This window comes from Pseudarthrobacter sp. L1SW, assembly GCF_020809045.1.
Classification (GTDB): Bacteria; Actinomycetota; Actinomycetes; order Actinomycetales; family Micrococcaceae; genus Arthrobacter.
Genome location: NZ_CP078079.1, coordinates 2,491,369 through 2,514,787 on the forward strand (window position 1 = coordinate 2,491,369; position 23,419 = coordinate 2,514,787).

The following is a 23,419-nucleotide window of genomic DNA, read 5'->3' on the forward strand; positions in this document are numbered from 1 at the left end:
AGGCGCAACACGGCCCGGGGAAACTTTTATGCGCGGCCAGGCGGAGCTGCGGAACGTCCACTTGGTCCAGCCGTCAGGCACCGATGTGTTCTGGATCCCCACCGAGGGAGGATTGGGTTGCGCGGTGTCAGAGTTCTATATTGGAATTGCCGTTTCGAATTCAGGACGGCCGCCCTGCTGGCCAGGGAAGCCAAGGGCACCGCCTGCCAGCATCTGCCACCTAGGATGGACACCATGAATCCCACCGCCGCAGCCCCGGCCGGAGCGGCGCCGGCACAGGCATCCGCGTCGCAAACCCTGTCCCGGGGAATCCGCGCCCTGGAGATCCTGGCGGCAGCGCCCGGCCCGCTGACGATTGCGGAACTGGCGGATGCGATGGGCGTGCACCGGTCCGTGGCGTACCGGATCCTCCGGACGCTGGAGGACCACTCGCTGCTGGTGCGGGACGACGCCGGGCGGGTCCAGCCCGGGCCGGGGCTTGCGGTCCTGGCACGGGGTGTTTCGCGAAACCTGCAGGCCGCAGCCCTTCCGGAGCTGACGCAACTGGCCAACACCCTGGACATGACGGCGTTCGTGGCAGTGTGGGACCACCACGACTGCATCACCCTGCTTACCGTGGAGCCGAGGCACTCCGGCGCCACCGTGGCCCAGCATCCCGGCACCCGGCATCCCGTCAACGCCGGAGCGCCGGGCATCGCCATCCAGTCGGCGCTCACCGAGGCCGAATGGGACCGCCTGGCCACGGGAATCCCCTACCGCCCTGAAGCTGCCGAGGCCCGCCGCGCCGGATATTCGGCCAGCCACGACGAGGTCATTGCGGGCGTGTCCTCCCTCGCTGCCCCCGTCCGGGTTCCCGGCAGCCGCCCGGCCGCCCTTGCCGTCGTCTATATCCGCTCAGCCCATAACCCCGCAGCAGTGGGCGCGGCCCTGGTGGAGAGCGCCGCCAGGATCGAGCGGCAGCTGGCTTAGGGCCTGCGGCGAAGAACGACGGCGGCTGCCGCGCCCAGGAGCGCCAGCACCGCTGCGGCGCAGACCGGCACAACGAAGGCCGCGGCGTAGCCATGCAGTTCGGCGAGCTGGCCGCCAATGGACGAGCCAAGGGCAGTGCCGGCCACGATGCCACTGGCCAGTGCCGTCATGACGGTGCCCAGGCGGCCTGCCGGAGCCACGACGCCGCCGACGCCAAAAACCGTGACCATGACCGGGCCCACCGGGAGGCCGAGCACCAGCAGGGCGGCCACCATCCCGGGCATCGAGGACGGGAGCAGCAGGAGCAGCGCCAGCGCCGCCATCAGTCCGGCGCAAAGCGCCCATCGGCCGGACAGGCTGAACGCCTGCGGCCAGTAGGCAACCGACAGTGCCGCCGCGGCCGAACTCAGGCCCATGGCGGCGTACAGCAGGCCGGCAACCTCCGAGCCGCCAGACATTCCGGAGAACGAGCTCAGGGCGGCCTGCGTCGAGCCAAAGAACGTTCCCATGCACACCATCGCAAGCACCGGCAGGGCCACCGCTGCCGGCAGTCGTCCCGACGCGTTCTTTGTACGGCGCCTTTCCGCGGCGGGCCGGCCTGCCGGCGCGGCCCCGTTTGACGGGACGGCCCTGCCCGGAACAGCGCGATGGGTGCGGTGCACGGCGAAGGCCGGAACGAGGGTGATGGTCATGCCCGCGGCCAGGGCGAGGGGCAGCCAGGGAGTTAGCAGGCTGGCAAGTATTCCCACGAGTGCCGGGCCCAGGACAAAAGTCACCTCATCAGCGGTGCTTTCGTAGGAAAGGGCGGTGTCCAGGTCCTTCGCACGGTCCGCAGCCGTCCCCCGGGAGGCCAGTGCCATCCACCGGACCCTTGCCAGCGGCCCGACCTGCGGGCAGCTTGCACCGGACGCGAACGCAGATGCCAACACTGCCGCGGGAACGCCGCCGATCTCCCCCATGGCCCACACAGCCAGGATCAGGGCCACCACTGCCAGGGTGTTAAGGAGGGCTGCAAGCAACAGCACGGGACGTTGTCCGTGCCGGTCGGCAAGGGCACCCAAGGCTGGAGCGCCCAATGCAGAACCTATCCCGACAGCACCGGCTGCCGTACCGCCCAGCGCGTAGGAACCGCTGGCTGAGGTAACAAGCGTGAGCGTGCCCACCGTCAGCATGGCCAGCGGAAGCCGGGCGAAGAGCCCTAAGGGTATAAAGCTGCGGCCGGCAAGGTGGGGCAGCCGGGCGAAGCGGCGGCGGGACCCCGCCGGGGTGGTGGAGGGCCGGGTGGCGGAGCCTGTGCTGGTTGAGGCGGAGCTGTTTGAGGCGGGCGGCTCAGGAACCGGGGCCAGTGCGGAAGCCGGCGAAGGTGAGGGCTGTCCGGCGGGGGCGGTTACCTGCGGGCCGGCGGGTGAGGTGGGTGAGGCGGGTGACGTCAATTCCGGGCTCGTTCATGTTGTGCGCACCGTCCCTCCTCCCGATGCGCGCAACCCGGTAACTGTCCAACTATATCCGGCCCCCGCCCCAGCCGGGCAGTCACACTGGCACATCCACGCCGTCGGAAATCCGCAGAGTAGAGCCGTTCCGGCCCTTCAGCACCTGGAGCTGGGCACCGATCCGCAGTTTCATCTCCGCCACGTGGCTGACCAGCCCCACCACGCGGCCGCCGTCCCGCAAGCCTTCGAGGGCGTCCATTACCTGTTCCAGGGACTGCTCATCCAGGCTGCCGAACCCTTCGTCCACGAACAAGGTTTCGATCTCCACTCCGCCGGCCTCTTGCTGCACAACGTCTGCCAGCCCCAGCGCCAGGGACAGGGAGGCCATAAACGACTCACCTCCGGACAGCGTGGAGGTGTCCCGGTGGAATCCGGTCCACTGGTCCACCACCTCCAGGCCAAGCCCAGACTTTGCGCCGCGTGCGGCCTTTGCGTCCGTGTGCTGGAGCAGGTACCGCCCATCGCTCATGGCCACCAACCGTTCCGAGGCGGCCAGGGCCACCTCTTCCAGGCGGGCGGCAAGGACATAGCTGTTCAGGCTCATCCGGTAGGTGTTCTCGCCCCGGCCTGCCGCCGCGTCCGCCAGCCCGGCCAGCATTTGCGCCCGTTCGGCAGGCTGCCGCGCGGATCCTTCAACATCGCCGTATTCGGCCCGGATGCTCCGCAGCGAGGCCAGGCACCTGGACGCCATTCCGGCCGCCAGGTCCGCGTCCCGGGCTTCCCGGAGCGCGGCAGCCGCAGCGTCGCGGAGTGCGGCAAGCCGGCCAGAGTCCAGTTCATAGCCGGCCGACTTTTCTTCCAGCGCCAGCACAACATCCTCGGAAACGAACAATTCTGCAACCTTGGCCTGCTCGTCCTGCGCGGCCCGCACCCGGGTCTGGAGGGCTGTTGCCTCGGCGGCCTCAAGCAGCTGTTCCCGGACCTCCCCAGCTGTTGCGAAACCGGCAGCAGGAAGGGCCTCCTCCAGCTGTTCCCGCGCCTCGGCGGCCTGGGCCTCCGCCCTTTCCAGCTGCGCCTGAGCGTCAACGGCCTTATTGAGGACTGCCACCGCATTTTCCAGCGCCTTCAACCGCTGGGCCAGGCTCCGGTGGGTTCCCCTGAGCCCGGCCAGCGCCTGGTCAAGGGCAGCGGACTGTTCGGTTACATCGGCCAGGGAGGCCACTGTCCGGGCAAGCTCGGCTTCGGCGGCGCTCTTCGAGTCCTGCGCCGCTTCAACAGCGGACTCAAGCTTCTCGAGGCGCGCCCGGACAGCCGTGAGTTCCTTGACCGCTGCCTCTGCTTCGGCGGCCGCCAGGCGTGCACCCTGCGCACCGATCTCGGCCTCAGCTGCGGCCGTTTCGCCGCCCTGGCCGGCCAGGACGGCCACCAATTGGTTGGCGTCCGCCAGTTCATGGGCAACCAAGGCACAGGCCTCTTCCGCTGCCTCGTGGACCCGCCGCGCCTCTTCCTCCTCCTGGGCAAGGACCGGACCGCCGGGACCACCCGTGGCGGGGGCAGGGTGGTCCGCGCTGCCACAGACGGCACATTGTTCGCCCGGCACCAGCTTGGCTGCCAGCTCGACGGCGGCGTTGGCAAGCCGTTGCTCCCTCAGGTCCAGCCACTGGCGTTTTGCTTCCAGCTGGTTGTCCCGGGACTCGTCGTAACGCACCTTGACGGCGTCCCGGGCCGCAACAGCCGCGCCGTACCGCCTGACGACGTCAAGCAGCTCCTCCGCGGCTGCGGCTTCCTTCCTCCGCAGGGCCTCAACCCCCGCCCGCTGCTCAAGCTCCTGCAGCCCGTCCTGGAGACGGCGCCGCTCGTCCTGGAATTCCTCCCAGCGGTTGCCCGCCTGCACCAGCGCGGCGGTGAGCTCTTCCTGCCTTCTGACCAGCCCGCCGCGGCGCTTCCGGAGGCCCAGCAGCCTGTCCTCATCCGGCAGCCTGGCCTCCACCACGGCGAGGAGCGAACGCAGGCGGCCCAGCTCGGCGTCACAGCCGGCAGCAGGGACTGCACCGTCCGCCGCTGGGACCGCGGCAATTCCCAGGTCCAGCTGGGCAAGTTCGGCGTCCTCGCCGGCGGCCAGGTTGAGCAGCGTAAAGGCGGACTCCACGGCAGTAGCGGCGCGCCGGACTTTGGCGGCAGTGGCATCAACGTTCAGCACCTGGCCATGCAGGACCTCGGCTTTCCGGTGCCGGGCAAGCCGGAGGAGCTGTTCTTCGAGCAGCTCCACCCCCTGGTCCACGGCCGCTTTCCGGGCCGCGGCCGCATCGAGTTTCCGGCGCCGCTCCCCACACGCTGTTTCTGCTTCCACGGCCTTCCTGCACTCGGTGCTTGCGGCTTCGGCCCGTTCTGCGCGGCCCGTCAGTTCCGCCAGGCGCAGCTCCACTGCGCCCTCAAGCCATCCGAGGCGGGCGGCGGCACCCTCCGGGGCTGGAGCACCGGACTCATCCAGCCCCAGGCGGGCTGTCTCCGACTCCGCCCTCGCCGCCAGCAATTCAAGCCTGCCAAGGAGGAAGGACACTTCCTCCTTGGCAGCCTGCGCCTGGCGGGCAAGTTCCTGCTCCACGGATTCGAACCGCTCTGTACCAAAAAGCTTCTGCAGAAGCTCCAGCCGGTCGGTGGCCTTGGAACGGAGGAACGCAGCAAAATCGCCCTGGGGCAGCATGACAACCCGCGTAAACTGCTCCCGATCCATGCCCAGCAGCGCCAGAATCTCGGCGCCCGCCTCGTCATTCCGGGCGGACTTTTCAATCCAGCTTCCACCGACGCGTTCACGCAGCAGGGTCTTTGCCTGCTGCGTGGTGAAGCCGTTCTTTCCCCGGGCGCTGGGCTTGTCCCAGGCCGGGGACCGAGTTACTTCGAAGCGGCGGCCCTGGGCTGAGAACTCGCAGGTGACTGCAGGTTCCTGGGCCGGTTCCGCATGGTCGCTGCGGAGCCTTTTCCCGTCCTGGCGGGCCCCGGGAACCGAGCCGTACAGGGCGTAGCAGATGGCATCCAGGACGCTTGTCTTCCCTGCCCCTGTTGGGCCGTTGAGAAGGAAAAGGCCATGGGCGCTGAGCCTGTCGAAGTCGATCTCCTCGGTACCGGCAAAGGGCCCGAACGCGGAGATCAGGAGGCGGTGGATCCTCATCGTGAAGCCTCCAGGAGCCGGACGTTCTCGAGGGCAGCAGCCACCGCTGCTTTCTCGTCCTCATCCGGGACCCGGCCACGGACATGCTCCAGGAAGCCGCAGCACACCGAGAGGTCGTCCGGCGCCTCGGCGAGCCTGCTGCTGTAGCTTGAGGCGGCGCCCCGGGTTCCACCCTCTGGATCAAAACCAAGGACCAGTGTGTCCGAGAAGCGGGAACGCAGCCGCTCCATGGCGCGGGCAGGCCGCTGGGCGTCAGTCAGCGTGACCTGGCAGTAGGCCGTTTCAGCCCACTGGTGCGCGGGCGATTCCAGCAGCTCTGCCAGCGGCCCGCGCAGCACGGCCAAGACGCGCGGCGCCGTCCACAGGACTTCCTGCACGGCGGTGACTCCCTCCACGCCGACGTCCACGAGCCAGCCGCCCTTCTGGTGGGCGGCCTCGGAAAAGGAGTAAGCCAGTGGCGAGCCCGAGTACCTCACCTGGGGCGACAGGGTCTGGCGTCCGTGGAGGTGCCCCAGCGCCGTGTAGCTAAAGCCTTCGAAGAGGTCCAGCGGCACGGCTCCCACGCCGCCAATGCTGAGGTCCCGCTCGCTGTCCGAGCTGATCCCCCCGCTGGCGAAGGTGTGGGCCAGGACCACGGAATGCACCGTCGCGGAAGCTGAACGCCGTTTGATGTCCTCGCGGATCATCCCTGTGGCTGCACGGGTGACCTCAAAGTGGCTGGCGGTGTCCGCTCCGAGTTGTTCGGCGACGAGCCGGGGCTCGAGCCACGGAATGCCGTAGATGGCAAGCACGGCCTGGCCACCATCCCCGGCAGCGGTGTCCCCGAGCGGCAGCAGCAGCGGTTCGTCCAGGCCGCCGATACTGGTCCGGAGGTGCACTCCCCCGCGTTCCAGGAGCCGGGACGCAAAGCCCAGGCGGATGGCGGAATCATGGTTGCCGCTGGTCAGCACCACCTTGGCGCCGGCCGCAGCCAGGCGCACCAGGGCGTCGTCCAACAGGCGCACCACGTCCACGCCGGGAAGGGCGCGGTCATAGACGTCCCCGGCCACCAGGACAACGTCCACGCTGTGCTCGTTGACGGCGCCGACCAACTGGTCCACGAAGGCGCGCTGGGCATCCAGCATCCCGACGCCATGGAAGGACCGTCCGAGGTGCCAGTCGGAGGTGTGTAGTAACCGCATGTTCCTAAGTTATCGGCTGCCACTGACAGTCAAGGCAACCGCCGCGGCCACCGGGATCAGCCCCGCGTTCCTTCGAAGAAGTCCTGGGCTTCGCTGGTCCCGTCCTGGGCCCTGTCAGTGCGCCGATGGGCAGGTCCATCCGCGCTGGCAACAGCCGCTGCTGCGGGTGGAGTCCCGTCCGCACCCTGCCCTCCGGAGACCGCTTTGGTGGCGGGCCTTTGGGTATCGGCGGCCGCGCCGAAGCTGCGGAACACCAGGCCCGCAATGGCAGCGCCCACGAGCGGGGCTGCCAGGAACGCCCACAGCTGCCCGGCAGCCCAGCCCGAGCTGAACACGGCGGACGAGACGGCGCGGGCAGGATTGAACGGCAGGTTGCCCACGGACTGGCCCAGCTGCAGGAGGACCGCGAAGGACAGTCCGACGGCCACGGCCGCAGCGTAACGGCCACCGTCCGCACTGCTTTCCCTGCCGCCGTCGACGGCGTTGCCGATGCCAAAGGCGGGCGCCTTGCCGGACGTCCCCAGGAACACCGCCACAATGATTGCGGCTCCCAGCATCTCAAGGAGCAGCACGGCCGCGAGCGGCGCCTGGATGATGGAGTGCTCGCCAAAGCCGGCAGCGACGGTGTCGAAAGCGGTACGGCTGTCCGCGATCCCCGGCAGGGTGCGCAGGATTCCGAAGAGGGCCAGGGCGCCCGCCAGTCCCCCCACCAGCTGGGCACCGGCGTAGGCGGCAGCAGCGCCGGCGCGGATCCGTCCGGCCAAGAGGTGGCCCAGGGTGATGGCGGGATTGAAGTGGCCGCCCGAAACGCGTGCGAAGGCGAGCATCGCGGCGGTGACGGCGAGGCCGGCCGCGAGCGCAGCCGGGAGGGGGCTGGAGTCCGGGATGGTGAACAGCGGAACACCGAGGCCGGCCACCACGATGAACAGCGTGCCGAACGCCTCTGCGCCCAGCCTGGGCAGGAGCCCGGGACGGGAGGCCTCCGGGCCGCGGGGCAAAGAGTGGTGATGGTCAACGGCGGGGGTGCTCATGGTGGACCCTTTGGTAGGCAGGAGATGGCGGTACGGCCGCCGGGCAACCCCTCCATTATTCCAGCTGCCGCTGGGCGTTTGCTGTGCCCGCGGCTTTACCCACGCGGGCACGGCCCGGCACCCGTCAGGACGCCGGCCGCTGCCGCGGTAAATTTGCAGCATGAGCAATGAACCCGGCCCGTCCGCGCCCGCACTGACATCACGGATCCACGGCTGCCTGCTGGGCGGCGCATTGGGCGATGCATTGGGCTTTGCCGTTGGGACGGACTCGATGGAGGAGATCCGCCGCCGGTTCGGACAGCGCGGCCTCACCGGTTTCCATGCGCTCACGGAGAGCCCCTTTTCGGACGAGACCCAGCTGACCCTTTACACGGTCGACGGGCTGGTGGAGGCCCTTGAGTGGGCCAATTCCGGGGTGGGCGCGGACGTCAACGCCTGCCTCTGGCTTGCGTACCTCCGGTGGCTTGCCACCCAGGGTGAAGAGGCCGGGCCGCGGGCCCCGGCGCCGCAGCCGCGTTGGATCGACCGCCAGGCAGTGCTCCACGAGCGCCGGCGTCCGGACAAAACCTCAATCTCCGGCCTGGCCACGGGCGAGATGGGGACTGCCTTCCGTCCGGTGAATCCGGCGTCGAAAGGCTACGGTACGGTGGTGCGTTCGGCGCCGTTCGGGCTGGTCCCGCACATCACGCCCGACGCCGTCTATAAGTTGAGCACCGACGCCGCCGCACTGACGCACGGGCATCCGGCGGCCCGCCAAAGTGCAGGGATCTTCAGCCTGCTGATCCACCGGCTCGTCTCGGGTGAAGGGCTCCCGGAGGCGGCTGCCGCGGTGGCCGCCCACTCCCGCACGCTCAACGAGGTGGCACCGGAACTGCCCCAACGCCTGGAGACGGCACTCCGGCTCGCGGCCAACGGCGCAGTCTCCCCGGAGGAACTGACGGACGCGCTGGGTGAGGGCGTGGCCGCGGAGGAAGCCCTCGCCGTCGCGCTTTATGCGGTGCTTGCCACTGCGCCCGGCCCGGGCAAGGCGGGCGGGGACAACCACGGCACGGACGACGCCGGCGCGGACACCTTGCCCGTCCGGCACTTCCGGGAGGCGCTGGCACTGGCGGTGAACCACGGCGGCAACAGCGATTCCACCGGTTCGCTGGCCGGGAACATCCTGGGGGCCTTCTATGGCGAGGAGTGCCTTCCCGCTGACTGGCTCGGGTCGCTGGAGGCGCCGGAGGCCGTCCGCGGCATGGCCAATCTCCTGGTGGGGGTTACGACCGCCGAAGGCTGATGTTGTTGCACGCCTCGCAGACGTCCTCCGGGATCAGTCCGCGGCGCTGAAGGAACCCGAAGATCACGCAGCCCAGGCAAAAGCCCGCAAAAGCTTCCAGTGAGGCCGCCACGATCAGGATGCCCAGCACTGCCCAGGCTGCGGGAGCCGCCCCGGCCAGGAACAGGACCAGGGCCGTGGTGGACACCGCGGCCCCTATCCCCTGGGCGAAGCGCTTGGGCGGTCCCGGGACAAGCTTCACGCGTCCCAGCCGCGGCGTGATGATTTTCACGGACAAGAGCGCAAGCGGCGAAACCCTCGGGCCGAAGAGGACGCGCAGCCAGAATCCGGCCGCAAGAGCCAGCAGGCCCCATGCCGAGCCGCTGGCTGCCGTCACAACCGCGAGCAGCACAACCAGGCCCGCGGTCACGCGGGCAGCGTACTCATTGACGGGATTCGGGAAGGCGAACACAGAACTCATGAGCCAAGGCTAGGAGCGGCCGGTCCGCCAGCCAAGGATTGTTGCGCCGCATGAACCGGCGGGGCGGTTCAGGCTATGGCCGCGGCCGCGAAACCGCCCACCATCTGCAGGAACTCACCTTCGGACAGCACCTCGATGGCTTGCCCGCGCTCATGGAGCTCCAGGACCCGGCGGGCCTTGCCCGTCAGCCTGCCGGACCGCAGGTCCGAGGCGACAAAGCCGTCCCCCACCACCAGGACCGTGGTGCGTCCGGTCACCCGGCTTTCGGGCCGGGCACCGACGTCGGCAGAGCGTTTTTTCGCCTCCGGGCGTCCCATGGACAGCTGCCCGGTGAAGACGACGGTCTGCCCGTAGAGGGGATGGCCGGGCTCCGCGTCGGGGTTGGGCAGCGGATTGGCGCCCTCCTCCGGCCAGCCTGGCTGGAAGGACCGGAGCGGCGCGGCAGTGCTGCCGGACGCTGCGGAGAGGGCGGCCAGGCTGGGCTTGGACAGCGCATCCATGGCGGGGTCAAAAGCCTGCTGCCGCGGCATTGCCAGCCCCAGGGACAGGTAAAGCTCGGCGATGCTGTTGGCCTGGTTCCTGCGGGCGATGTCGATCAGGATTCCTGCGCACGCCCGCGCGTCCTCGGCGGCGTCGTGATGGTTCACCAGGGGAACGCCGGCTTCCTCCGCGGCGAAGGGCAGGGAGTTGGACACCAGGGAATAGCACCGCCGGGAGAGCATCACCGTGCAGACGTAGTCATAGGCCGGGCCCGGCAGGCCCGAGACCTCCAGGCCGGAACGGATCACGCCCAGGTCGAAGGAAGCATTGTGCGCGGCAAGGATGTCGTCCCCGATGAAGGCGCCGATCTCGGGGAAGAGTTCCCCGAAACGGGGCTTGCCGGCCACGTCCTCGGCCCGGATGCCGTGGATCCGGACGTTGTGGTAGTCAAAGTGGTCGTGGTCCTGCGGCGGCCGCATGAGCCACGAAGCTTCCTCCACGATCCGGCCGCCCCGGACCTTGGTCAGGCCGACCGCACAGGGAGACCCCCGAAAGCCGTTTGCAGTCTCGAAGTCAATCGCCGTAAAGTCCAAACCCACGGCCCCCACCTTACCGTCGGAAACCGTCCAAACCCGTCAAGTACCCTTGAGGGGTGAACTTTCCTGTGATGAACCACCTCGCCGTGTCCATGCTGGGCGGGGCAGGACCCGTCCAGCCCCAGCTGGCCTCCTTCCTGCCCGACTGGCTGAACCCCCAGGTCTTCCTGGCCGATCCCGCCCTGGCTCCCTGGGTGGTCCTGCTGGTCTGCGGCATCGTCTTCGCGGAAACCGGCCTGCTGGTTGGCTTCTTCCTGCCGGGCGATTCCATGCTGTTCACTGCCGGACTGCTGGTGGCCACGGACACCATCAAGTTCAACGTGTTCCTTTTCGCGCTGCTGATCATCGTCTCGGCCATCATCGGCAACCAGACCGGCTACTTCATCGGCTCCAAGGCCGGACCCGCCATCTTCAACAAGCCCAACTCGCGCCTGTTCAAGCGCGAGAACGTGGAGAATGCGCATGCGTTCTTTGAAAAGCACGGCGGCAAGGCGCTGATCCTGGCCCGCTTTGTCCCCATCATCAGGACGTTCGTTCCCGTCATCGTGGGCGTGGCCCAGATGAGCAAGAAGAAGTTCTTTCTCTTCAACGTCATCGGCGCAGTGCTGTGGGGCGGCGGCGTGACCCTCCTGGGCTACCTGCTGGGCGACCGCATCCCGTGGGTGCGCGAGAACCTGGACATCATCTTCATCGCGATCGTGCTGGTGTCGGTCCTGCCCATTGGCGTGGAGGTCCTCCGCGGCATCTCCGCCAAGCGGCAGGCGAAGGCATACGGCACCGATCCGGTGGACGAGTTCATCGAAGAGCACGCCCCCGACGACGAGCAGAAGACCCCGCGCCTCCCCTGACCCCCGCAGCCCGGAGTTTTTGTCCAGCTGTGCAGGCCTAAAGCCCGGCAAAGTCCGCATAGCGGGACAAAAACTCCACGGGTCAGGAGCCCTGGGCCCGCAGTGCCTCGACGATGGCGGGCAGCAGCGCCCGGAACGCCTTGCCCCGGTGGCTGATGGCGTTCTTTTCCTCGGCGGACAGCTCGGCACAGCTGCGCTCCTCCCCTGCGGGCTGCAGGACAGGATCGTAGCCGAAGCCCCCGTCCCCCCGAGGCTCGCGCAGCAGGATCCCTTCGAGCTGCCCGTATTCCACAACCTCGCGTCCCGGTGTACCGTCCGTGTCCGGCACCGCGAGCGCCGCCGCGCAGACGAACGCGGCGCCGCGATGGTGGTCCGGAACGTCCGAGAGCTGGCTCAGCAGGAGCCGGAGGTTTGCGGCGTCGTCGCCGTGGCTGCCGGCCCAGCGGGCCGAGAAGATTCCGGGCGCTCCGCCCATCACGTCCACGGCAAGGCCGGAGTCGTCGGCTATCGCCACGAGGCCGGTCGCCTCCGCAACAGCGCGCGCCTTGAGCAGCGAATTCTCGGCGAACGTCACACCTGTTTCGACGACGTCCGGGGCACCTGCCGCCGCCGCGTCCACCACTTGTGTGTCGACGTCGAGCCCTGGCACCTGTCCCCGCAGCAGTTCGCGCAGCTCCCGCAGTTTCCCCTTGTTGTGCGTGGCCAGAACCAGCCGCGGGACTGTGCCTTGCCCCGGGGCGGCGCCTGCCGTGCTCACAGGGTGTCTGCCAGCGTTTCGCGCTGGATGGCCGCGAGCTGCGTGGTGCCCAGCAGGGCAAGGTCCAGGAGCGCGTCCAGCTCGGCCCGGTCGAAGGGCGCACCCTCAGCCGTTCCCTGAACTTCCACGAACTTCCCGGAGCCGGTGACCACCACGTTCATGTCCGTTTCGGCCCGGACGTCCTCAACGTACGGCAGGTCCAGCATGGGAACGCCGTCGATGATGCCCACGGACACCGCGGCGATGGTGTCGATAAGGGGCTGGGCGTTCTTCGCGATCAGTTTGTTGTCCCGTGCGAAGCGGATGGAGTCAGCGAGCGCAACGTAGGCACCGGTGATGGCTGCCGTGCGGGTTCCGCCGTCGGCCTGGAGGACGTCGCAGTCCAGCACAATGGTGTTCTCGCCCAGTGCCTTGGTGTCGATGATCGAGCGGAGGGAACGGCCGATGAGCCGGGAGATCTCGTGGGTGCGGCCGCCGATCTTGCCCTTGACGGATTCGCGGTCGGAGCGGGTGTTGGTGGCCCGTGGCAGCATGGCGTACTCGGCAGTGACCCAGCCGCGGCCCTCGCCCTTGAGCCAGCGCGGGACGCCCGCGGTCAGGGACGCGGTGCACAGGACCCTGGTGTTGCCGAACTCGATCAGGGCCGACCCCTCAGCCTGGGAGGACCATCCGCGGGTGATGCTGATGGGCCGGAGCTGGTCGGGGGCGCGGCCGTCGGCGCGCACGATGGGCACTGCAGTTGCTTCAGAAGTCATGCCTTTAGCTTATCCACTGCAGCTGCCCCCGACGCCGGCCCTGCCTCAAGGCGCCTAGATGGTGTAGTGGACTCCGGCAACCGCCACCGCAACGTCGCCACCGAACACGGGCCGGGCCTCGGCCATCACGGTGGTCTGGGACGTCCATACCGGAATGTGCGTCAGCAGGAGCCGGCGTGCCCCCGCCGCCGCGGCTGCCTCGCCGGCACGCTTGCCGGTGAGGTGGACGTCCTTGATGCCGTCGTCGCGGCCTTCTTCGAACGCAGCTTCGCACAGGAAAAGGTCGGCGTCCTTGGCGGCTTCCTCAAGCCCGGCACAGGAATCGGTGTCACCGGAGTACGTCAGGGTCCGGGAGACGATGTTGCCTTCCTTGTCCGGCTCCACCACTTCCACCCGCAGGGCGTAGGCCTCCTCCACGGGGTGGTTCACGGCAAAGGGGGTCACGGTGAAGGGACCCACGGTAACCGGCTCGCGCTCGGCCCAGTTGGTGAAGTCGAACTCCTCGCGCATTCCCGGGTCCAGCTCCAGGCCGTAGGCGGTTGCCATCCGGTCCGCCGTGGCGGCCGGTCCCCAGACCGGGATCCGTCCCCTGCCCCAGCCGCCGGGCTTCCAGCGGACGGCCACGTGCAGGCCGCAGAGGTCCATGCAGTGGTCGGGGTGCAGGTGGGTCAGGAAGATCGCGTCGATGTCCTCCAGGTCGGTGTACCGCTGGATGGCACCGAGCGCCCCGCTGCCCAGGTCCATGACCACTTTCCAGGTCCGCTCGCCGTCGTTCGCGGTCAGGAGGTAGCACGACGCCGGTGACCCGGGGCCGGGGAACGAGCCGGTACAGCCGACGATGGTGAGCTTCACTGGCCCGGACCCCCGGTGGCCGACGTCCCGACAAAGTTTGAGATCCGCGGCCGCGACGCAGCGCTCTGGGCGGCGGCGATCATCTCGGGCGTGATCCGGGCAAGGCTGCCGGTGGGGTACTGCGCGGACACATGGTCCACATGCCGGACAGAGAGCACCTCGGGCCCCAGGAAACGCCTGGCCAGGGCCTCGAACTGGCCGGCGTCGCCGGTGGCCACAAAGTGGTGCTCCGGAGGCACTGCGTCCGTGCGCTGGAGGTTGTGGGTGGCCAGGGCGCGGTAGACGTCCTTGGCGGTCTCCTCGGCACTGGACACGAGGGTCACGTCCGCCCCCATGACGTAGGAGATGACGCCGGTGAGCAGGGGGTAGTGGGTGCAGCCCAGGACCACGGTATCCACCCCGGCGTCCTTGAGCGGAGCGAGGTACTCCTCGGCAACGGCAAGCAGGGCCGGTCCGGTGGTGATGCCGGCCTCCACGTAGCTGACGAACTCCGGGCACGCCACGGAGGTGATCGCAAGATCGGGAGCTGCGGCAAACGTATCCTCGTAGGCCCGCGACCCCACCGTGGCAGACGTGCCAATCACGCCCACCCGTCCACTGCGGGTCGCGGCCACGGCACGGCGCACTGCCGGCTGGATGACCTCGATGACCGGGATGCCGTACTTGGCCGTGTAGCGCTCCCGGGCGTCCCGCAGGACAGCGGCCGACGCCGAGTTGCAGGCAATGGTGAGCAGCTTGACGCCGGAGTCCACCAGTTCGTCCATCACGCCTAGGGCGTTTGCCCGCACCTCCGCAATGGGAAGCGGTCCGTACGGTCCGTGCGCTGTGTCCCCCACATAGAGGATGGACTCGTTGGGCAGCTGGTCGATGATGGACCGGGCCACCGTCAGGCCGCCCACGCCGGAATCGAACACACCGATGGGCCGTGACTCCACGGCGGCGGCAGGGAAGTCGCTGGCTTCGGACCCCGCTGCAGCGTCGGCTGGCGGGTCCATGCTCGAGGCTCTACTCATGATTATTCGAGGATAGGGCTTCCCTGCAGCCCCAGCCATGATCTTGTGGCCAGCAGCTCATGTCTAATGTGTCACAGCGCGGGGACGGGGAACGGCCGGCGCCGCTCACCGGCGGGCGTCCAGGGACTGCAGCATGGCCTGGACCAAGGACTCCTGGAGCCAGGTGGCGAAGTTGTAGACCAGCGCCAAATAGCTTTCCACGTCCTCGGCCTGGGACCAGTCCTGCATGAGGTGGACGTGTTCGGCATCCTCCTCGTCCTGGATGTCCAGCCGCTCGGCCAGGACAAGCCGGACATCGTTCAGCGCCATGGACCAATGCCGCGCCCCTTCGGGCGTCAGCACGATCTCGTCCTTGTCGAGGTCCAGGGCGGCCGCCTGCAGGGCGCCGATCTTTGTCTCCCGCAGCGACCGTTCGGTGAGCTGACGGAACTCAAGGGACGCGCCGGCGTCGTCCTTCATGACGTTCGGAAGGAGCCGCTTGACGGCCCTGTCCACGGGCTCGGCAACGTCCATGTCCAGGCCGATCAGTGCCGCCAGCGGGTCCTGCCCGGACCGTTCCTCCGGCTGGAGCATGGAGATGACGTCACTGATGAGGCTGCGCAGCAGGTCCCGCTCTGCGGGTTCCAGGTAGCCGGTAATGCCCTTGAGTCCGTACTTGAATGCCTTAGCCACGTTTCCCCTTGCCCTGGCCCGGTCCGCCGGACTTGCGGGAGTTGCCGCCGTCCCCGCCGCTGGCCTTCTCCACCGTTGCCCACAGGCCAAATCCGTGCATCGCCACCGCGTGGCGCTCCACCTGCTCTTTGCTGCCGGAGGCAACAATGGAGCGGCCCTTCTTGTGGACCTCCATCATGAGCTTGTTCGCCTTGCTCTCCGAGTAGCCGAAGTAGCTCTGGAAAACGTAGCTCACGTAGCTCATGAGGTTGACGGGATCGTTCCAGATCACCAGGTTCCAGGGGATGTCCGGTGCGGTCAGGGAATCGGTGGATTCCGCTGTTCCGGTCCGGGTGCCCTCCTGTGTATCAGGGCCGGGCGCAACGCTAATGGTCATCTGTCCATTCTATGGGGAGGACGGGCCGGCGCCGCGAAGCGGAGCGAGACGTGGGAGCCGGCGGGGACTAGAGTGACTTTCGTGAGTACCTCAGCCGGCTGGGACCATCCCCGCACGTCCTTTTACACCGACCACTACGAGCTGACCATGCTGCAGGCGTCGCTCCATTCGGGGGCCGCGCACCGCAAGTCGGTGTTCGAGGCATTCGCCCGCCGCCTCCCTGACGGCCGGCGTTACGGGATCGTGGCAGGCACGGGACGGCTGCTCGAGGGCATCGCCAACTTCCGCTTCGGGGAAGCCGAACTGGAGTTCCTGGAGCGCACCAAGGTGGTCAACGCGCAGACCCTTGAATACCTTGCTTCCTACCGTTTCTCCGGGGACATCTGGGGCTACCCCGAGGGTGAAGCGTATTTTCCCAACTCCCCCATCCTGATCGTCGAAGCCACCTTCGCTGAAGCCTGCATGCTGGAAACCTACCTCCTGTCCGTGCTGAACCACGACAGTGCCATCGCCTCCGCCGCGTCGCGCATGGTCAGCGCGGCGCACGGGCGGCCGTGCATCGAGATGGGCTCACGGCGCACGCACGAGGAAGCGGCCACCGCTTCCGCCAGGGCGGCCATCATCGCCGGGTTCGACAGCACGTCCAACCTGGAAGCAGGCATCCGCTACGGGATCAAGACGGTGGGCACCGCCGCCCACTCCTTCACCCTCCTGCACGACACCGAACGCGACGCGTTCGAGGCACAGATTGCCTCCCTTGGGGACCAGACGTCCCTGCTGGTGGACACGTACGACGTCGAAGCGGCCGTCCGCACGGCAGTGGACCTTGCGGGTCCCCGGCTGGGAGCGGTCCGGCTGGATTCCGGGGACCTGGTGGCACAGGCCCAGTGGGTGCGCCGCCTTCTGGACGACCTTGGCAACGAGAACACCAAGATCGTGGTCACGTCGGACCTCGACGAGTACGCCATCGCCGCGCTGCAGTCCGCCCCGGTGGATTCCTACGGTGTGGGCACTTCCCTGGTTACCGGCTCCGGCGCCCCCACGGCCAGCATGGTCTACAAACTGGTCAGCCGCACGGACGATGACGGGAACTTCGTCTCCGTTGCCAAGGCTGCCAAGAACAAGGCAAGCGTGGGCGGACGGAAGTACGCGTTGCGCAAGCTGGACCAGCGCGGCATCGCCACCGCCGAAGTGGTGGGCGTGGGGCGCCCGCCGGAGGATGACGGCAATGACCGCCCCCTGCTGCAGCAGTTCATGAAGAACGGGGAGCTGCTGCCGGGCTGGACCGGCCATGAAGGGGTGCTCCGCGCCCGCCAGCGCCACGCGGATTCCATGGCGGAACTGCCTCCGGTGGTTAACCGCCTGCAGCGCGGCGAAGCTGCTATCCCTACCCTGTACGACGAAAACTGAGGAGAACCGATGTCCCGCGCACTGATCATCGTCGACGTCCAGAACGATTTCTGCGAGGGCGGTTCGCTCGCCGTTTCCGGCGGTGCGGACGTGGCCGGCGCCATCAGCGACTACGTGGACGCCCACCACGGCGAGTTCGACCACATCGTGGCCACCCAGGACTGGCACATCGACCCGGGCGCGCACTTCTCGGACACACCGGATTTCAAGGACAGCTGGCCGCCGCACTGCGTGGCCGGGACCCGGGGCGCCGAACTCCATCCGGACCTCGACACCGAGTACATCCAGGCGTATTTCCAGAAAGGCCAGTTCGCCGCCGCCTACTCCGGGTTTGAGGGCCTGCTGGCCCCCGAAGACGCAGTGCCCACCGGAGAACGCCAGCCAGGCGCCCTGCCCGGGGGCGACGCCGAAAAATTCGCCCCGGACGAGGACGCGATCGGACTGGATGACTGGCTGCAAAGCCACGACGTCGAGGACGTTGTGGTGGTGGGCATCGCCACCGACTACTGCGTCATGGCAACCGCCCTGGACGCCGTCCAGGCAGGCTACTCGGTCACCGTCCTCCGGTCCCTGACCGCGGGGATAGCAGAGGACCTGGAGGACGCTGTGGCCGAAATGGAACTCGGCGGCGTGGACGTCGCCTGACTGTCCCTGGCGGCAGCGGCCCTACTTGCGGCCGATGAACCAGTCCTGGAGTTTCCGCAGGCGGGACTGAAGCTGCTCCTCGTTTGCCTGCGCAACGGGCGGCCCGCCGCACACGGTCCGCAGCTTGGTATGCACCACGCCGTGGGGGGTCCCCGTCCGGGCTGACCAGGCTGCCACGTTCTTGGCCAGCTCATTCCGGAGGTCCATCAGCATCCGGTGGTCCGGGACGGCGGGCGCCGCACTTTCAGCTGCAGCCGGCGCCTTCCGGTTTTTCCGGTTCAGCTGCTCGTGCTGGCGCTGCCGGAGGAGCGTGCCCACCTGTTCGGCGTCCAGCAGCCCGGGAATGCCGAGGAAGTCCATTTCGTCGTCGGACCCCACCTCGCCGCCGGTGCCGAACTCGCCGCCGTCAAACAGGACGCGGTCAAAGGACGCCTGCGAGTCCAGGGCCTCGAACTTGCCCTTGGTCAGGGTGTCGGAGGCCTTCTCCTCACGGTTGGCCTCCTCCATAAGCGAGTCTTCGGGATTGAAGAGGCCGTCGCCGTCCTCCTTCTCGGGGCGGTCCAGGGCATGGTCCCGTTCCGCCTCCATGGAGTTGGCCAAAGCCATCAGCTGCGGCACCGAAGGCAGGAAGACCGAGGCCGTTTCCCCGCGCTTGCGGGCACGCACGAACCGCCCCACTGCCTGGGCAAAAAACAGCGGCGTTGAGGTTGATGTGGCGTACACGCCCACGGAAAGCCGGGGCACGTCAACGCCTTCGGACACCATGCGGACGGCCACCATCCAGCGCTTCTCGCTGGCTGTGAACTCCTCGATCTTGCTGGATGCCTTGGCGTCGTCGGACAGGATGACCGTGGGCGACTCCCCGGTGATCCTCTTCAGCTGCCCGGCGTACGCCCGCGCGTCCTCATGGTCCGTGGCGATCACCAGCCCGCCGGCGTCGGGGACGGTGCGCCGGACCTCGCTGAGGCGCTTGTCCGCGCCGGCCAGGACAGCCGGGATCCACTCACCGGCAGGATTCAGGGCGGTCCGCCACGCGTGCGAGGTGATGTCCTTGGTGACCGCCGCTTCCCCCAGCGATGCCGCCATCTCTTCACCGGCACTGGTCCGCCAGCGCATCTGCCCCGAATAGGCCATGAACATCACCGGGCGGACCACGTGGTCCCGCAGGGCGTTGCCGTAGCCGTACGTGTAGTCGGCCTTGGAGCGGCGGATCCCGTCCCGGTCCTCGGCATACTCCACGAACGGGATGGGCGAGGTGTCCGAGCGGAACGGCGTACCGGTGAGCGAGAGCCGTCTCACCGCGGGGTCAAACGCTTCCCGCAGGCCGTCGCCCCAGGACAGGGCCTCGCCGCCGTGGTGGATCTCGTCCAGGATCACCAGGGTGCGCGCAGCCTCGGTCTTGGCACGGTGGAGCAGCGGTTTGCTGGCCACCTGCGCGTAGGTGACGGCCACTCCGATGAAGCCGCGGCCGTGCTGGCCGTCCGAGTTCTTGAAATTGGGGTCGATGGCGATGCCCACCCTGGCCGCAGCATCCGCCCACTGGCGCTTGAGGTGGTCGGTGGGCGCCACGATGGTTACCCGGTTGACGGCGCCGGAGTCGATGAGCGTGGACGCGACGCGGAGGGCAAAGGTGGTCTTGCCGGCTCCGGGGGTTGCCACCGCCAGGAAGTCGCGGGGGCTGTTGCGCAGGTAGAGGTCAAGCGCTTCCTGCTGCCAGGCACGGAGTTTCGGGGCGGTTCCCCAGGCTGCGCGTTCCGGGTAGGCCGGTGGCAGGGTGGGGCCGCCAAAGAGCGTCTCCGTCACTATTTGTTGTTGCCCGAGTCCCCTCCGGGACCCTTGCCGCCGTCGTTGCCCGGGCGGAGGCCGTCATAGACCTCTTTGCACATCGGGCAGACCGGGAACTTCTGCGGGTCCCGGCCGGGCGTCCAGACCTTGCCGCACAGGGCGATGACAGGCTCCCCGGTCAGCGCGGACTCCATGATCTTTTCCTTGCGCACATAGTGCGAAAAGCGCTCCCGGTCCCCGGGTTCCACTTCCTGGCGCAGTTCCTCGCGCTCAATGGTGGCTGTGGACGATCCAGCCCCGGAAAGCTCGCGCATCGGGTCGTTCTCGAGAGGGTCCGTCATGCTAGTCATGCGAACCATCTTAGCCGTTCCGGGGGCCGCACGTTCGACGCCGGAGGCTGCCGCCGCGCCGCCCGGAACCGGCCGCCGTCGTACTTTTCCCCGCGGCACCCTGGCTGGTCACCGGCCGTCAGCACGCGGTCAGAGGCCCTGCCAGGCGGGCTTGTTGTCATAGGTGTGGCGGTAGAAATCCGCCAGCTTCAGGGCCGAGGCGGCTGCCTCGTCCAGGAGGACGGTGGCGTGCGGATGGAACTGGAGGATCGACGCCGGGCAGATGGCCGAGACGGGGCCCTCCACGAAGTCCCGGACCGCCTGGGCCTTCCGCGCGCCCGTTGCCAGCAGGATGACGTGCCGCGCGTCCATGATGGTTCCGAGGCCCTGGGTCAGGACATGGTGCGGGACCTCGGCCAGGCTGCTGAAGAACCGGGCGTTGTCCCGGCGTGTCTGCTCGATGAGGCTCTTGATGCGGGTCCGGGAGGCGAAGGAGGACCCGGGCTCGTTGAACGCGATGTGGCCGTCCGTACCCACCCCCAGGAGCTGCAGGTCGATTCCGCCGGCGGCGGCGATGGCTTCCTCGTAGGCGAGGCACGCGGCCGGGATGTCCGCGGCTGTGCCGTCCGGGCTGTGGACGTTTTCCGGGGCGATGTTCACCCGGCTGGTGAACTCGCGCCGGATGACTTCCCGATAGGACTCGGGATGGCCGGCAGGGAGGCCAACGTATTCGTCCAGGGCAAATCCCTGCGCCCGGCTGAAGTCCAAGCCTTCCCGCCCGTGCCGCGCGGCCAGCTCATCGTAGACGGGCAGCGGGGACGAGCCCGTGGCCAGGCCCAGGACGGCGCCCGGCTTGCGCCGCAGGAGTTCCTCGATGGCGTCAGCGGCGAGTTTACCGATCTGCTTGGTGCCGTTGAGGATGACTACTTCCATGCTGTTCCTTCCGAAGTTTTCAGCGGTTGACGGCCACCTGTGCCAGGAGCTCGGGGCCACGGGCATCCAGCCATTTTCCGCCCAGCCGGACTCCTGCCACGAACAGGCCCAGCCCCAGAACAGTCCCTGCGGCGAGGTTGATCCAGCCGAAGAGGCTGTTGCCGGTGACCAGCTGGGCAATCATGAGGACGGCCTCGGGCAGGACCAGGGCCATCAGGACCAGCAGGCCGCCGAACTGCACCGCGAGGGTCTGCCCCACGTTGCCGGGCGGTTTCTTGAACGGGCTGTCGCCCGGCAGCGGAACGGCCACGGTGTACCGTGCGGAGACCACCGAGGACAGGCCCAGCCCGGTGAACAGGACGCCCAGGCTCAGGCCCAGCTGGCCGGGCAGGGCATCCCACTTCCCGGTGAGAGCGGAGTAGCCCACGGCAAACACGAGCACGACGGGCAGCGCGAACGCCAGGCAGGCCAAGGCGCGGCCCAGCCGGTCCGCCACGCCCCGGACGCCCGTGGCCAGGTGCAGGGCGAAGGCGGTGCTGTCGTAGGACACGTCGGCAGAGATGGACCAGGCGAGGATGAATGCGGACAGCGGGGCGAGGGAAGCCAGGCTGCTGTATTCCCCGGTCTGGCTGCCCTGGAACAGCAGCACCACGGGAAGCAGCGGGATCACCACCAGGGAGCCCGAGTACCGCGGGTCCCGGAACCAGTACGTGAGGCACCTGGCCATCACCGCGCCGGCGGGGACCGGCGGCAGGACCCCCAGCAGCCCCAGCTTGCCGGCCTTCCGCTTCCCGCCGCCCGCATAGGGAGGGGTCACCAGCGCGCGCTCCAGCAGCAGCTTCCAGGCCCACGCCAGGGCGGCAAGTGTTGCCGTGGAAAGGAGCAGTTTCAATGCTGCCTTGCCTGGCTGGCCAGCGGCGGCATCGCCGGCAATGGACCACGGGGCTCCGAGCGGTGTCCAGGACAGCGCCCGGGCAAAGCCGGGAAGGAACCCTGCGGACGAGGAGATGCCCTGGCCCACTCCGGCCACGATGGGTCCCATCAGGACCAGGGGCACCATGAACGCGATGGCGCTGACGTCCTTGAAGCGCCGTGACGCCGCCAGGCTGGCCGTAGCGGTTGTGACCACCTTGGCGATGACCACGCAGGTCAGCACCCCCAGCACTGCTCCGGCAAAGGCGGCGAGCGCGGGAAGGACGGCCCGGGACCACGTCACCACTGTTGCCAGGGCAACGAGGGAGGTGGCCACTCCGGGAATTCCGATCAGTCCGCCCAATGCCAGCCCTGCGAGCATCTGCTTCACGGGGATGGCGAAGGTTGTGAAGCGTGCGGGGTCCAGGGTCATGTCGGTCGCGGACGCCACCACCGGCACAATCCCCCAGCCCAGGATGGCAGCGGATCCGCCCAGCACCACGGCGGCGTAGGCGAGTTCGTGCGGCGCGTTCCGCAGCAGGACCAGGACCACCACCAGCGTCGCCACCAGGCCGAGAGCATAGAGTCCGGCGAAGGCCATGCCCACCAGCTGCCAGGGGCTGCGCCGCAGGCCGTTGCGCAGCAGGGTGAGCTTGAGCCTCAGAAGGTGCGCAACCATTCCAGCCCCTCCGTGTGGCTGCGGCCGCCAACCAGCTGGACGAACCGGTCCTCAAGCGTTGCTCCGGCGCGGACCTCGTCCACGGTTCCCGCGGCCAGGAGGCGGCCGGTGGCCACCACTGCCACGTGGTCGCACATCCGCTGGACCAGGTCCATGACGTGGCTGGACACGATAACGGTGCCCCCGGAGGCGACGTAGCTGTCCAGGATGGAGCGGATGTTGGCCGCGGAGATGGGGTCCACTGCCTCGAAGGGTTCATCCAGGACCAGGAGCCTGGGCGCGTGGATCAGGGCGGAGGCCAGCGCCACCTTCTTGGTCATGCCGGCGGAGTAGTCCACCACCAGCGTCCCGGCGTCATCCTGCAGGTCCATGGCCGCGAGCAGGTCCGCTACGCGGGAGGCCACAACATCCTTGTCCATTCCCCGCAGCAGCCCGGCGTAAGTGATCAGCTGCTCTCCGGTCAGCCTGTCGAACAGCCGCACCCCGTCCGGCAGGATACCCATCAGCCGTTTGGCTTCCAGCGGCCGCTGCCATACGTCCACGCCGTGGACCACCGCTGTTCCAAAGTCCGGCCGCAGCAGGCCGGTGGCCATGGACAGCGTGGTGGTCTTGCCGGCGCCGTTGGGGCCCACAATCCCGTAGAAGGAACCTGCCGGCACGTCGAGGCTGAGGCCGTCGACGGCGATTTTGCCGCCGAAGCGCTTGGCCAGGCCCCTGATGGACAGGGCAGGCAGGTGTTCCGGGCCGGGATGGGGTGCCGGGCCCGGTGGCTGCACGGGGCCGGGTTGCGGAGCAGTCATGAAGCCAGCGTAGCCCTCAGCCCACCCCTCCGGGCCCTCCCGCGGGGCAGTAAGT

The 23,419-nt window shown here is 68.5% G+C and carries 22 protein-coding genes; 5 read left to right on the forward strand and 17 right to left on the reverse strand.

The features are described from left to right. Positions 1–234: 234 nt before the first annotated feature. A complete protein-coding gene (locus KTR40_RS11490; RefSeq protein WP_228403813.1) occupies positions 235–969 on the forward strand; it encodes an IclR family transcriptional regulator in 735 nt (244 codons plus the stop codon). On the opposite strand, the gene KTR40_RS11495 is transcribed toward KTR40_RS11490, so the two are convergent. The 4 genes from KTR40_RS11495 to KTR40_RS11510 form a co-directional block, all read right to left on the reverse strand. After that, a complete protein-coding gene (locus tag KTR40_RS11495) occupies positions 966–2,315 on the reverse strand; it encodes an MFS transporter (RefSeq protein ID WP_370633197.1) in 1,350 nt (449 codons plus the stop codon). The genes KTR40_RS11490 and KTR40_RS11495 overlap by 4 nt on opposite strands. A gap of 184 nt (positions 2,316–2,499) precedes the next feature. Continuing rightward, complete coding sequence (locus KTR40_RS11500; RefSeq protein ID WP_228403815.1) at positions 2,500–5,568, reverse strand: AAA family ATPase; 3,069 nt, start codon at positions 5,566–5,568, stop codon at positions 2,500–2,502. Beyond that, positions 5,565–6,749 (reverse strand): exonuclease SbcCD subunit D, encoded by a 1,185-nt coding sequence (locus KTR40_RS11505; protein ID WP_228403817.1) that lies wholly within the window; start codon positions 6,747–6,749, stop codon positions 5,565–5,567. The genes KTR40_RS11500 and KTR40_RS11505 overlap by 4 nt, the downstream gene beginning before the upstream one ends. Positions 6,750–6,805: 56 nt before the next feature. Beyond that, the gene (locus KTR40_RS11510) at positions 6,806–7,780 is read right to left on the reverse strand and encodes an aquaporin (RefSeq protein ID WP_228403819.1); all 975 of its coding nucleotides are present in this window, start codon (positions 7,778–7,780) and stop codon (positions 6,806–6,808) included. A 160-nt stretch (positions 7,781–7,940) separates the two neighbouring features. Here KTR40_RS11510 and KTR40_RS11515 point away from each other — a divergent pair, with 160 nt between their 5' ends. Then, positions 7,941–9,062, forward strand: coding sequence for an ADP-ribosylglycohydrolase family protein (locus KTR40_RS11515; RefSeq protein WP_228403821.1), 1,122 nt, complete (start codon positions 7,941–7,943; stop codon positions 9,060–9,062). Here KTR40_RS11515 and KTR40_RS11520 read toward each other — a convergent pair. After that, complete coding sequence (locus KTR40_RS11520; protein ID WP_139029600.1) at positions 9,043–9,522, reverse strand: DUF4395 domain-containing protein; 480 nt, start codon at positions 9,520–9,522, stop codon at positions 9,043–9,045. The genes KTR40_RS11515 and KTR40_RS11520 overlap by 20 nt on opposite strands. A 68-nt stretch (positions 9,523–9,590) precedes the next feature. Further along, complete coding sequence (locus tag KTR40_RS11525; RefSeq protein ID WP_139029601.1) at positions 9,591–10,601, reverse strand: exonuclease domain-containing protein; 1,011 nt, start codon at positions 10,599–10,601, stop codon at positions 9,591–9,593. 68 nt (positions 10,602–10,669) lie between these two features. On the opposite strand from KTR40_RS11525, the gene KTR40_RS11530 reads away from it, so the two are divergent. Further along, positions 10,670–11,446 carry a VTT domain-containing protein gene (locus tag KTR40_RS11530; protein WP_139029780.1) on the forward strand — a complete coding sequence of 259 codons (777 nt, stop codon included), beginning with the start codon at positions 10,670–10,672 and terminating at the stop codon, positions 11,444–11,446. 82 nt (positions 11,447–11,528) lie between these two features. Here KTR40_RS11530 and rdgB read toward each other — a convergent pair whose 3' ends face one another. The 6 genes from rdgB to clpS all read right to left on the reverse strand — a co-directional run bounded on the left by rdgB (position 11,529) and on the right by clpS (position 15,871). Next, the gene (rdgB, locus tag KTR40_RS11535; protein WP_139029602.1) at positions 11,529–12,203 is read right to left on the reverse strand and encodes an RdgB/HAM1 family non-canonical purine NTP pyrophosphatase; all 675 of its coding nucleotides are present in this window, start codon (positions 12,201–12,203) and stop codon (positions 11,529–11,531) included. Next, entirely contained in the window at positions 12,200–12,958 is a 759-nt protein-coding gene (rph, locus tag KTR40_RS11540) for a ribonuclease PH (RefSeq protein ID WP_139029603.1), read from the reverse strand. The genes rdgB and rph overlap by 4 nt, the downstream gene beginning before the upstream one ends. Before the next feature lie 54 nt (positions 12,959–13,012). Further along, positions 13,013–13,810, reverse strand: coding sequence for an MBL fold metallo-hydrolase (locus KTR40_RS11545; RefSeq protein ID WP_139029604.1), 798 nt, complete (start codon positions 13,808–13,810; stop codon positions 13,013–13,015). Continuing rightward, positions 13,807–14,805, reverse strand: a complete 999-nt coding sequence (gene murI / locus KTR40_RS11550) for a glutamate racemase (RefSeq protein ID WP_139029781.1) — start codon at positions 14,803–14,805, stop codon at positions 13,807–13,809. Before murI ends, KTR40_RS11545 begins: the two co-directional genes overlap by 4 nt. A 123-nt stretch (positions 14,806–14,928) precedes the next feature. Next, on the reverse strand, positions 14,929–15,495 hold the full coding sequence (locus tag KTR40_RS11555) for a DUF2017 domain-containing protein (protein WP_139029605.1): 567 nt from the start codon (positions 15,493–15,495) through the stop codon (positions 14,929–14,931). After that, positions 15,488–15,871 (reverse strand): ATP-dependent Clp protease adapter ClpS, encoded by a 384-nt coding sequence (gene clpS, locus KTR40_RS11560; RefSeq protein WP_139029606.1) that lies wholly within the window; start codon positions 15,869–15,871, stop codon positions 15,488–15,490. Before clpS ends, KTR40_RS11555 begins: the two co-directional genes overlap by 8 nt. 81 nt (positions 15,872–15,952) lie before the next feature. Between clpS and KTR40_RS11565 the strand changes: the two genes are divergently transcribed. Together KTR40_RS11565 and KTR40_RS11570 are read left to right on the forward strand one after the other, a co-directional pair. After that, positions 15,953–17,281, forward strand: a complete 1,329-nt coding sequence (locus KTR40_RS11565; RefSeq protein ID WP_228403823.1) for a nicotinate phosphoribosyltransferase — start codon at positions 15,953–15,955, stop codon at positions 17,279–17,281. A 9-nt stretch (positions 17,282–17,290) separates the two neighbouring features. Then, positions 17,291–17,926, forward strand: coding sequence for an isochorismatase family protein (locus tag KTR40_RS11570; RefSeq protein WP_139029608.1), 636 nt, complete (start codon positions 17,291–17,293; stop codon positions 17,924–17,926). A 21-nt stretch (positions 17,927–17,947) separates the two neighbouring features. On the opposite strand, the gene KTR40_RS11575 is transcribed toward KTR40_RS11570, so the two are convergent. The 5 genes from KTR40_RS11575 to KTR40_RS11595 form a co-directional block, all read right to left on the reverse strand. Further along, entirely contained in the window at positions 17,948–19,729 is a 1,782-nt protein-coding gene (locus KTR40_RS11575) for a DEAD/DEAH box helicase (RefSeq protein WP_228403825.1), read from the reverse strand. Then, positions 19,729–20,070, reverse strand: a complete 342-nt coding sequence (locus KTR40_RS11580) for a DUF3039 domain-containing protein (protein WP_139029610.1) — start codon at positions 20,068–20,070, stop codon at positions 19,729–19,731. Before KTR40_RS11580 ends, KTR40_RS11575 begins: the two co-directional genes overlap by 1 nt. A 120-nt stretch (positions 20,071–20,190) precedes the next feature. After that, positions 20,191–20,973, reverse strand: a complete 783-nt coding sequence (gene nagB, locus KTR40_RS11585; RefSeq protein ID WP_228403826.1) for a glucosamine-6-phosphate deaminase — start codon at positions 20,971–20,973, stop codon at positions 20,191–20,193. A gap of 19 nt (positions 20,974–20,992) precedes the next feature. Further along, positions 20,993–22,564 (reverse strand): transporter, encoded by a 1,572-nt coding sequence (locus tag KTR40_RS11590; protein ID WP_228403828.1) that lies wholly within the window; start codon positions 22,562–22,564, stop codon positions 20,993–20,995. Then, positions 22,546–23,364, reverse strand: coding sequence for an ABC transporter ATP-binding protein (locus KTR40_RS11595; protein WP_139029613.1), 819 nt, complete (start codon positions 23,362–23,364; stop codon positions 22,546–22,548). Before KTR40_RS11595 ends, KTR40_RS11590 begins: the two co-directional genes overlap by 19 nt. Positions 23,365–23,419 lie beyond the last annotated feature (55 nt).

Coding starts and splice junctions, on each gene's coding strand:
- KTR40_RS11580 (WP_139029610.1), bottom strand. CDS start 20,070: ATGGTTCGCATGACTAGCATGACGGACCCTCTCGAGAACGACCCGATG.
- nagB (WP_228403826.1), bottom strand. CDS start 20,973: ATGGAAGTAGTCATCCTCAACGGCACCAAGCAGATCGGTAAACTCGCC.
- KTR40_RS11595 (WP_139029613.1), bottom strand. CDS start 23,364: ATGACTGCTCCGCAACCCGGCCCCGTGCAGCCACCGGGCCCGGCACCC.
- KTR40_RS11500 (WP_228403815.1), bottom strand. CDS start 5,568: ATGAGGATCCACCGCCTCCTGATCTCCGCGTTCGGGCCCTTTGCCGGT.
- clpS (WP_139029606.1), bottom strand. CDS start 15,871: ATGACCATTAGCGTTGCGCCCGGCCCTGATACACAGGAGGGCACCCGG.
- KTR40_RS11490 (WP_228403813.1), top strand. CDS start 235: ATGAATCCCACCGCCGCAGCCCCGGCCGGAGCGGCGCCGGCACAGGCA.
- KTR40_RS11510 (WP_228403819.1), bottom strand. CDS start 7,780: ATGAGCACCCCCGCCGTTGACCATCACCACTCTTTGCCCCGCGGCCCG.
- KTR40_RS11515 (WP_228403821.1), top strand. CDS start 7,941: ATGAGCAATGAACCCGGCCCGTCCGCGCCCGCACTGACATCACGGATC.
- KTR40_RS11570 (WP_139029608.1), top strand. CDS start 17,291: ATGTCCCGCGCACTGATCATCGTCGACGTCCAGAACGATTTCTGCGAG.
- KTR40_RS11520 (WP_139029600.1), bottom strand. CDS start 9,522: ATGAGTTCTGTGTTCGCCTTCCCGAATCCCGTCAATGAGTACGCTGCC.
- KTR40_RS11530 (WP_139029780.1), top strand. CDS start 10,670: ATGAACCACCTCGCCGTGTCCATGCTGGGCGGGGCAGGACCCGTCCAG.
- KTR40_RS11590 (WP_228403828.1), bottom strand. CDS start 22,564: ATGGTTGCGCACCTTCTGAGGCTCAAGCTCACCCTGCTGCGCAACGGC.
- rph (WP_139029603.1), bottom strand. CDS start 12,958: ATGACTTCTGAAGCAACTGCAGTGCCCATCGTGCGCGCCGACGGCCGC.
- KTR40_RS11505 (WP_228403817.1), bottom strand. CDS start 6,749: ATGCGGTTACTACACACCTCCGACTGGCACCTCGGACGGTCCTTCCAT.
- murI (WP_139029781.1), bottom strand. CDS start 14,805: ATGGACCCGCCAGCCGACGCTGCAGCGGGGTCCGAAGCCAGCGACTTC.